The sequence below is a fragment of the Bartonella sp. MR110HLJHH genome (assembly GCF_042194225.1).
In the GTDB taxonomy this organism is placed as follows: domain Bacteria; phylum Pseudomonadota; class Alphaproteobacteria; order Rhizobiales; family Rhizobiaceae; genus Bartonella; species Bartonella grahamii.
In genome coordinates this window covers 256,482-265,581 of record NZ_JBHIMQ010000002.1, presented here as the reverse complement: position 1 = coordinate 265,581, position 9,100 = coordinate 256,482, and the positions used below count along the sequence as shown (strand labels likewise).

General features: G+C 36.4%; 5 protein-coding genes. 2 read left to right on the top strand and 3 right to left on the bottom strand.

Translation table 11 applies throughout. The features are described 5' to 3' along the window. The first annotated feature begins 428 nt into the window (after positions 1 to 428). Together ACFIKB_RS03125 and ACFIKB_RS03120 are read left to right on the top strand one after the other, a co-directional pair. Entirely contained in the window at positions 429 to 794 is a 366-nt protein-coding gene (locus ACFIKB_RS03125; protein WP_375635665.1) for a hypothetical protein, read from the top strand. A gap of 44 nt (positions 795 to 838) precedes the next feature. Next, a complete protein-coding gene (locus tag ACFIKB_RS03120; protein WP_375644543.1) occupies positions 839 to 1,288 on the top strand; it encodes a hypothetical protein in 450 nt (149 codons plus the stop codon). A 1,052-nt stretch (positions 1,289 to 2,340) separates the two neighbouring features. Here the strand turns inward: ACFIKB_RS03120 and ACFIKB_RS03115 are convergent. From ACFIKB_RS03115 to ACFIKB_RS03105, 3 genes are all read right to left on the bottom strand, one after another. Continuing rightward, positions 2,341 to 3,099, bottom strand: coding sequence for a DUF4167 domain-containing protein (locus ACFIKB_RS03115; RefSeq protein WP_375635648.1), 759 nt, complete (start codon positions 3,097 to 3,099; stop codon positions 2,341 to 2,343). Positions 3,100 to 4,767: 1,668 nt separating this feature from the next. Then, positions 4,768 to 5,211, bottom strand: a complete 444-nt coding sequence (locus ACFIKB_RS03110; protein WP_375635647.1) for a hypothetical protein — start codon at positions 5,209 to 5,211, stop codon at positions 4,768 to 4,770. 3,302 nt (positions 5,212 to 8,513) lie between these two features. Then, positions 8,514 to 9,020: a hypothetical protein gene (locus ACFIKB_RS03105; RefSeq protein ID WP_375635646.1), complete on the bottom strand. Its 507-nt coding sequence runs from the start codon at positions 9,018 to 9,020 to the stop codon at positions 8,514 to 8,516. Positions 9,021 to 9,100 lie beyond the last annotated feature (80 nt).

The following is a 9,100-nucleotide window of genomic DNA, read 5'->3' as shown; positions in this document are numbered from 1 at the left end:
CATCTCAAAGGGGGAACGGACATCTCAAAGGGGGAACGGACATCTCAAAGGGGGAACGGACATCTCAAAGGGGGAACGGACATCTCAAAGGGGGAACGGACATCTCAAAGGGGGAACGGACATCTCAAAGGGGGAACGGACATCTCAAAGGGGGAACGGACATCTCAAAGGGGGAACGGACATCTCAAAGGGGGAACGGACATCTCAAAGGGGGAACGGACATCTCAAAGGGGGAACGGACATCTCAAAGGGGGAACGGACATCTCAAAGGGGGAACGGACATCTCAAAGGGGGAACGGACATCTCAAAGGGGGAACGGACATCTCAAAGGGGGAACTAAAAAACTGTAAAAACGTTTAACGGTGAAGAAGCCCCTAGGCTGACAAATTGGAGCCCATGCTGTCAACCTCTCATTTGGAAAATAATTGATGAATCCCCTTGTTTTTATCCTCTTATTAGTTTCATGTACAGATGATTTCAATAGTTGCTATTCGAACAATACAATGGTTAAAATCTATCCAACGGCTCAAGCATGTGAACAATCCATGATACCGTCCACAAAAAATTTTGCATTTTCTGGACAACAAATTTTTGCCCAATGTATAGACGTCCATGCAGATTTACATCAACAAGAAGTAAAATTGATCTGGTCTGTAACAAACCGTGGAAATTTCCTGCTTAAAAGCCAAAATGAAAATAACAAGATATCTACAGTCCAGAAAGAAGGTATTTTACCAACATCGCTTCCTCTTTTGCATTCTTCTTCCACAAATCTCTTGCACAAAAAACTTTAAAAGCATAAACCCATCAGATCTCAAAAAAATAATCAATGAAAGACATGATGGATAATAAGCGAATGCAACCTTCAAAAGACCATCACACAGAGCAAAACTCTCTGCCTCAAGATCTCCCTTTAGATCCTGCTGTAGAACGAGTGAGAAAAAAACTTATGGGTTTAATGATTATTTCCGTTTTAATAACGCTTTTCCTTATTCTAACCGTACTGTTTTTAATTGTTTATAAAGTGGTCGCAACCGGATCAGCGCCAAAACAAATAGAGTTATCTTCCTCTCCCAGCAAAACCCCACACGTTATCAATCATACGCTCTCTCTACCGGAAAAAACACAGATTTTGTCGCAAAGCCTCTCAGAACACAATATTGTACTGAAAGTTTTAACCCCTGATAGACAAACAAAATTTATGATTTACAATTATCACACTGGTGCATTAATCGCCGTTCTTTCTGTTGAAACAAAAAAAGAAATATCGGAAACAATGCCTCATTAAGCAAACTAATATCACCACAAGCGCTTACATAGCATCCTTCAGGTTTAAACATTTTCCTCTGCTTCAAGATACGATCACTTGGGCGACGGCGCGTTTTTCTCTGTATCTCCTGACCTAATCTTGGAAAAGAAGAAACCTTTCTATCAACGCATTCCCATGCTTAAGCAAACTGACATCGCTTAGGAAAATTCTAATGAACGTACAAGAAAGACATCTTCTTGAGTGCAAAAATTCAACATATTAATTTAATAGTGATCATTTATTTTACATGTCGAACGAGAACCTCAAATACTGTAGGATTCTCCCCTTTCAAATCTGTTCATGAGAAACTGAATCAAAATCATTTGCTCACATATCCCAGCAAGGAAATGGATGAATAAAAATACCTCTTATGAATGATCCGGTATCAAAAGAAGAACTGTTGCAACATTGAAAATTAAAGCTATAACGCCCAGCTTACATCTTTTATTAAGCAAAGATAACCGATGGATTTCACATGATAGAATTCATGAGCACCATCGCAAAATGGGCATAAATACATTGAACAATATTAAATATAAGTGTCAATAAATAAAACAACGACATTGCGTTCTTTATACAAGAACTGTCTCTTAAAATACACGGATGTGCTTTTCTCTGTATTCCCTCACTTAAATCCCAGCAACGAGGCAATCTTGTCTGTCGACAACCTTCGTTAAGTTCCTGACACTGACCGTAAAAATTCAAAGAAAGCGCAAAAAGCTTCTTGAGCATATATAATTTACCATCATGATACCAATAACATCATCACAAGCGCTTAAACAGCACCCTTCAGGTTTAAACATTTTCCTCTGCTTCAAGATGCGACCACTTAGGCGACGGCGCGTTTTTCTCTGTATCCCCCCACTTAAATCCCAGCAACGAGGCAATCTTGTCTGTCGACATCCTTCGTTAAGTTCCTAGGACTGACCGTGAAAATTCAAAGAAAGCGCAAAAAGCTTCTTGAGCATATATAATTTACCATCATGATACCAATAACATCATCACAAGCGCTTAAACAGCACCCTTCAGGTTTAAACATTTTCCTCTGCTTCAAGATTGACTACTCGGCGACGGCGCGTTTTTCTCTGTATTCCCTCACCTAATCCAGGCAACGAAGAAACCTCTTTTGTTGCTGTTGATGCATCTCCATTGCTCGTGCTTTCTGCTGTTGTAAGTGAAAGCTCAAGAGATGATTCATCTTGTTGGGTCCGTACAGTACGTCGACGGGGAGAACGGCGTGTTTTTTTGACAGGTTCAACATTTTTCTCAGAGTGACAGTGCTCTTGATCCGTTTTTTCATCCGATAGAGCCTCTAAAGCATTTTCACGCGCATCCCCATTTTGCGTTTTAGCATATTGGCCATTACCATTTTTTTGCGACGGCATCTGTAATACATCTGTATCACCCTCGACAGTATCCTTTTTTTCACCGTCAAGATTTATTTCACCGCATTCTTGCTCGTTGTTTTCATCACGATTTTCATCACCACGATTTTCATCACGTCGAACCGATTGAGACATTTGCCCAGCTGCTGCTAAAATAATACGCAAATAGTGCTCGGCATGTTGTAAATAATTCTCCGACATAACACGATCACCCGCACCTTGTGCATCACGCGCAAGGCTTATGTATTTATCGGCAATTTGCTGAGCATTCCCGCGAATTTTAACATCCGGACCGCTGCTTTCATAATTGCGAGACAACGGATTAGGACCGCGACGATTATTATTGTTATTACCATTATTGTTATTATTGCGACCGCGTACCCGTCTATTTTGTTGTGGCCTCATCTTTATCCCTTTTTGGAGTGTTTGTCTTAATGTATGTCTTAATTGACTCTTCCTCATTGCATTACCTTTTGATAATGCTAATCATTTTTAACATACGGTTATCAAGCTATCCGCGTTTATTTTACTCAAACGAACCCTACTGATATTGATAAAAGCATATATTTTCTTGAAAATCACAAAACAGCAGGGAAATCGTAAATCAAAAATTCCCTCTTTCTCTGTTAAACAGCAGAAACCTAATGATGTTCACATAAAATGCCAAGTGTTTTTTTTAAAATAAACCATATTTCACTAAAAAAATAATTATCTTGTGGAAAACAAAAAGGAAAACACACATACAACATACCTGACAAAGAAAAATTCCTGCCAGAGAATATTAGAAGCTTCCTTTTTTGCTCTAAAACCACCGCTCCTAAAAACGCCGATACCCTCTACCCCCTCGTGCATTTAACTCACAAGCACTTCCATCCCAACGAGTCACTGCGCGAACCTCTTTATCCTATGATATATAGCCTCTCTTCATCGCTAAAGCAACCCCTTGCGAGCGATAATCCACGATCGCTTCACAAAACCTCTTGATTTTTATAGATAGATTAATACGAAGTATTATTCAAGCCCTATAATCACCAAGAGATTAATCTTCTTTCCTAAATAAGCCAGATACTATCAATTTCTATTTTAACCCATGGAGTTTTTAAATTAATCACAGTTTTTATTTATAACAAATTGAGCTTAAAAAGCAAAATATTTAAATACAAAAAAATATCAAATTATGAAAAAAATGACCAATATGTCACACTTTCCTAAAAATCAGCTTCTTCTCAAAAACTATCAATAAGAATGGCATAACGCATTTCCTCTCTTATCTTTTCTGATAAAGAAAACTGGAATTATAAAACAAGCACATTTGTAAACCCAGCACAGCACTTTACGCATGAAGCAGCCTTGAATGTTTATAAAAGGAATGTTTCTTTTTTACTCATTTTTGTCATTTCTATTGACTTACGCCCTCAAAGAACGAAGGTTCTCAAGTCACACTGCTCTGTCAACAATCAAAATTTTTGTAAAATTCGTACACTGAATTGATTTATAATGATCATTCATATTTTTTGTGTTGAGTAAGAAAACTTAATACCCTAGGATTTTTCATCCTCAATTTGTTTGCTATTGAATCAATCTCTTTTTCTTTCATGTTACACACGGAAAAGCCTGTGTGGAGTAAAAACGATAAAGAAAGGCTAAAAGTGCCTCTTATGAACCATCTCTAAGGCTCAAGGGCTGTCAGCAAACACCATTGAAAGCTCGCAAAGTGTAAGTGGTACTTGGGGCTTACTCTTGTTTGAAACGTAAAGATGAACATGCTCTATAAATTTTATACACTTCATGGGGGCTTTACCATTATACCCTTCACCAGAACCATTACGAAATGGATTTCCCACACCTGTTATTTCCCTTAAAAAAGCTCAACAAATCCTCCTAAAACTCCACCACGCCCCCTTAAACATTTCAAGGAGGCATCCATGCCTTATGTCGCCACATCTTAAATAAGAAGTGTGATATAACAAGATAAATAAATCAAATTGCTATTGGTCTCGAGGCAGATCGTAATTTAAGAGGTTTTTATCTTCTCATCAAAATTCGCATCCTTTTAACTTTCCGTATAAAAACTTAAAAGTAATTGCGTCTTTTGCCTTTTTTATTTTCTTTTTCATTGAGAAAACAATCGCGTAAGAGAAAATAATTTCCATCCCCAGGTCGTACCAACGTCAAACATTGTTTTTTTGCAGTATCAGAAAGCTGATCCCACATTTCACGAATAGCAAAATAGGCCTCACTTTCCAAATTAAGACAATGCTGATAGACTTCTCTTTTCATATCGGGCATAACGGAAGCAGAAATTTCCTTGCAATATACGCGCAGATCAAAAACAGGAATAACCAATTCAACGGGTGCTTGTTGTGTTATTTTTTTATGAGAAGAAAAATAACTGATCACCTTTGCAACAACAAAACACAAAATCACTACACAAAAAAGTATTATGCAAACAAAAGCAATCTTGCGATATAATCTTTTGAAATAAGCCTTTTGCCTTGCACGGATTCTTTTTTCCATAAAGATTGTACCCTTTAACATCCCAAGAGAAGCTTTTACAGCAAAAAATGATAGAAGCATCTGTATACACAATACAGGTTATAGCGGCAAACGATCAAGACTCTTATGTCAAAAGACTCTCTTTTTTTATCGTATAAAATTTTTGTGAAACACTTTTCTCATGCCCTTTATGAAAAAATAGGGATTATAATTTTCTTTCATCACCTTAAAAGACGAAGATTCTTCATCCATGCAGCTCTATAAACAATTCGTCTTCTTTAAGATATATCACATTGATTTATAAAGATTATTTATTGTTTTGCATATTGAATGAGAGACCCGAATACCATAGGATTTTTCATCCTCAATCTGTTTGCTGTTGAATCAAACTCTTTTTCTTGCATGTTACACGCGGAGCTGGCATGTGGATTAAAAACTGTACAAAAAAGGCATATACCTCTTATGAATCGTCTCACGAACCAAGGCTTTCGTAACATTGGGAGTTGGAAAAATATATGAGAATACCAACCTGCACTTTTATGAAGCATAAAGATGAGGGAGATACCTTATAAGTTTTATCCATTTCATAGGGGCTTTACCCCTATACCATTGACGAGTGTTCTTGTGAAAGGGACTTGGGAGTGGGATATCTCTTTAAAACAAGTCCGTAAATATGCAATAAATATATATTCGGAGACAAATAATATTTGGGGCATTCTGTTTTTATGTGAGAGGCATAATCCCAAAAAGACACGCGATACACAAAGGCATAAGGCATTATCTTCATTATTTAAATAATATTGCTATAGATAGTTTTGAAAATTATAAAGAAAAAAAATGATAGCACAAAGAGTGATTAATATGCCTTTATATTTTTCTCAATAAGGCTGTCTCTCTATTTCAGCAATCACTCAAATACAGCCCCCATCTGTCATACATAAAGTCTAGCTTACAAAAGCTGGAGTCACTCAGAGAGTTTTGCCCTTCTGAATCTGTAGGATTCTCATTCTTCTTTCTCTCAAACATGCTGTAGCGTTGAGATTTGATGTTGTTTGACAAGCAACAAAAAAGCTCTGTACTCTCTTAAGAAAACAACGCCTTAAGGTTACACACATAATGGATTGGAAAGATGTCCTAGCTTTTTATCAAACATGCTGTAAAACAACGAGCGTAACATATTGGCTTTTTGCTTGTCCCAAAATGTTCATCCTAATTTCTTGCCTCCAATTCCCTTGCGTCCTATGCATAAAGATCAAGTTGAAGGAAATATATGGACAACCCTGAACTCGAAAACATGAAAGGACGACGTGACAGAGTTTCGCGTTCCTTTGTCATGCAAAAGCATTAGACATTCTGAAACAAGCACACTTGCTATCTCGTAATGATTTCTTTTTTCTGCTACCGGTCAAATCCCTTTATTTAGAGAATTGGCTATCACAAGTTATGCAACAAATAGCGCTATATGCAACAAACAAAGCCTGATTTATATCCGCATGGAATCCGTTCCAGTTTACATGATTGGCTCACAAAATCCACTTGACTTTCCCCTTCTTCTTTCCCCCTCGTGGGATCTCTATCACCACAGAACAAAAAGTGATATTTTATGACGCTTTATGGACAAAATCCCCACCGCCCGAAGAGTTCATCACATGACGAAAAAACACCCCTCATATTTACCACACACAAACACTTCAATATATAAAATCTTACATGCCTTCTATCACCACACTCTCAAAAGGCAGCACGACAACAAGATAAGAAATTATTGATGTAAAACTCCAAACAAAGAAAAGAATGGACTTTCTAATCGAGATCAACAAACACTGTAAAAGACACATTTGCATTTTTGATCATGCGAGCATGTATGATAATGGACCTTCAAGTGCGCCACCATTTTACGCTTCACCCATATCACTCTCCGTCAAACAGTAACAAACATTCTTTAACTATTCAACGCCCCCCATTATAATCAACGCAAAAAAAATAAACAGATACCTGCATTTTTATTTTGAATCTTCCTTATTGGGATAAAACACTCAAGAATTTAGAGATTTCACTGCAAAACGAAATCACAAAATACAATAATGAAAAAAATATCCAAAGCCACCTCAATAATAGATATATAGCACCCCTGCTATTAAACAGAAAAAAGCCGCACCTTTAAATGGCGCGGCTTATGAATAGAGATATAATTAAAATAAAATACAAAAGAAATCAATAATAAATACTTATACACAAATCGTATAATATTGCAAGCTTTTTAATTATATTTATAAAATTTATCCAAAAAGAGTATAAATAATGACGCCTTCGTATTAATGGAAGTCATTTGCAACAACGAACTTTCTAAAATCAAAACGTATCAAATAAATCAAAATACTTTGTAGCTTTATTTCAATATCATCCATGAAAAACACACATGGTTTAAGTCCATAATTATAATAAAATCCGTTCTTTTACGCTTGTAAAAGATAATTTTTCTTAACTTGCATCCACCACTTCAAAAGACGAGGCTTCACCCAATCTGATCTATTAATAGCTCGGATTATAGCGGGGTCCATTTAGCTTTCCCACATGTGATTTACTTAAACTTAAAGCTCAACAAATAAGCCCTGCCTTAAATATTTGGCACGCCTTTAAAAACACTTTTTGTGTTATTTGAGCTCTTACAAAGAGGCTTGCCTTATATCATCACACCTGAAAGGACAGTATTTACAGTATAAGCAGGATAAGACAAATCAACAACCGCTTGTACAATCTTGTTTGATAAGAAAACAAGTGAAAATTTCTCTTTCAAGCCTGCTCAAACAGTACAACATTGCTCTTCTTTATAAGAAAAGATATAATGACACGCATTTTTTTCTTATAGGAATTTTTCTGCTTTTGTTCTTGTGACAATTAAATTTTTCTTTTTATGGGATTTTTGGCAAATTAAAATTGCACTAAACTGCTTTTTTTCTCTTTTAAAAAAGCGTAGAAACAGCAAATTGTTTATAAATTTAAAATCATTGAACGCTCTATCCAAAAGCTTTTTAAAATTATTGCAAGATTTTCTATCGTCTACAAACTTCTTTTGCCACGCGTTTCTGTTTGGGCACAGCTCCTTTCTCTGTAGGCTTTAAAAACTTGCCCTTAGATTTCAATATGCGCCCTAATCTCCCCAACAACTCATGATCAACTTTCCTGCAACAACTTTTACCTTTTTTTAACATCTCAAACAGAGTGCAATTCCACACCCCACCGAAGATATAAATAAGGTGCATCTGATCTATAGCTTCAACCCATACCTATTGTTATAATCAGTTTGTTATGACCACTCTTTTCTATTTTTCCTTTTTAAACAAAGAAGAAATCCCTCTAGACTGCTCAACACCCATGTATTGACTAACATTACTGTGTATTTCTAGCGGCTCATGTGCTGTAAGTTTTGAAACAAAAGAGCTGTAGTCTATTTTTGGCGTCTCGTTTATTGGAGAAAAAAATATGTCTCCAGCGGACAATGCTTCTATTTTAAATTCTGATCCGCTCACTATACTGCTCGATGTCGTTATTCCAGCACTCACAACATTATTAATACTGTCTTGATTCTCTTTTTTCGTATTTTTTTTCTGTTCGACCTTGGTAGGATCTAGAGTATTTAATTTTTTTTCTAACGCATCCATGCGCTTTGCTAAAGCATCCATGCGCTTTAAAATTTTTGTAATATCTTCATATGCTTTCTTCAACAATGCGTTTAAAGGAGCATGTCCCATTCTTCCGCTAGCATAAAGAACCACACGAATACATTCAGGATCATCAATATCAGCAATAGAAAATGGAAAAAGTGCCATTATATTCCCCTTTTTTGATAAGCTAAACGCGTATTAAGCATTTGAATATCTTTTTCCGTTGTACGGCTCTTGCATTCCTC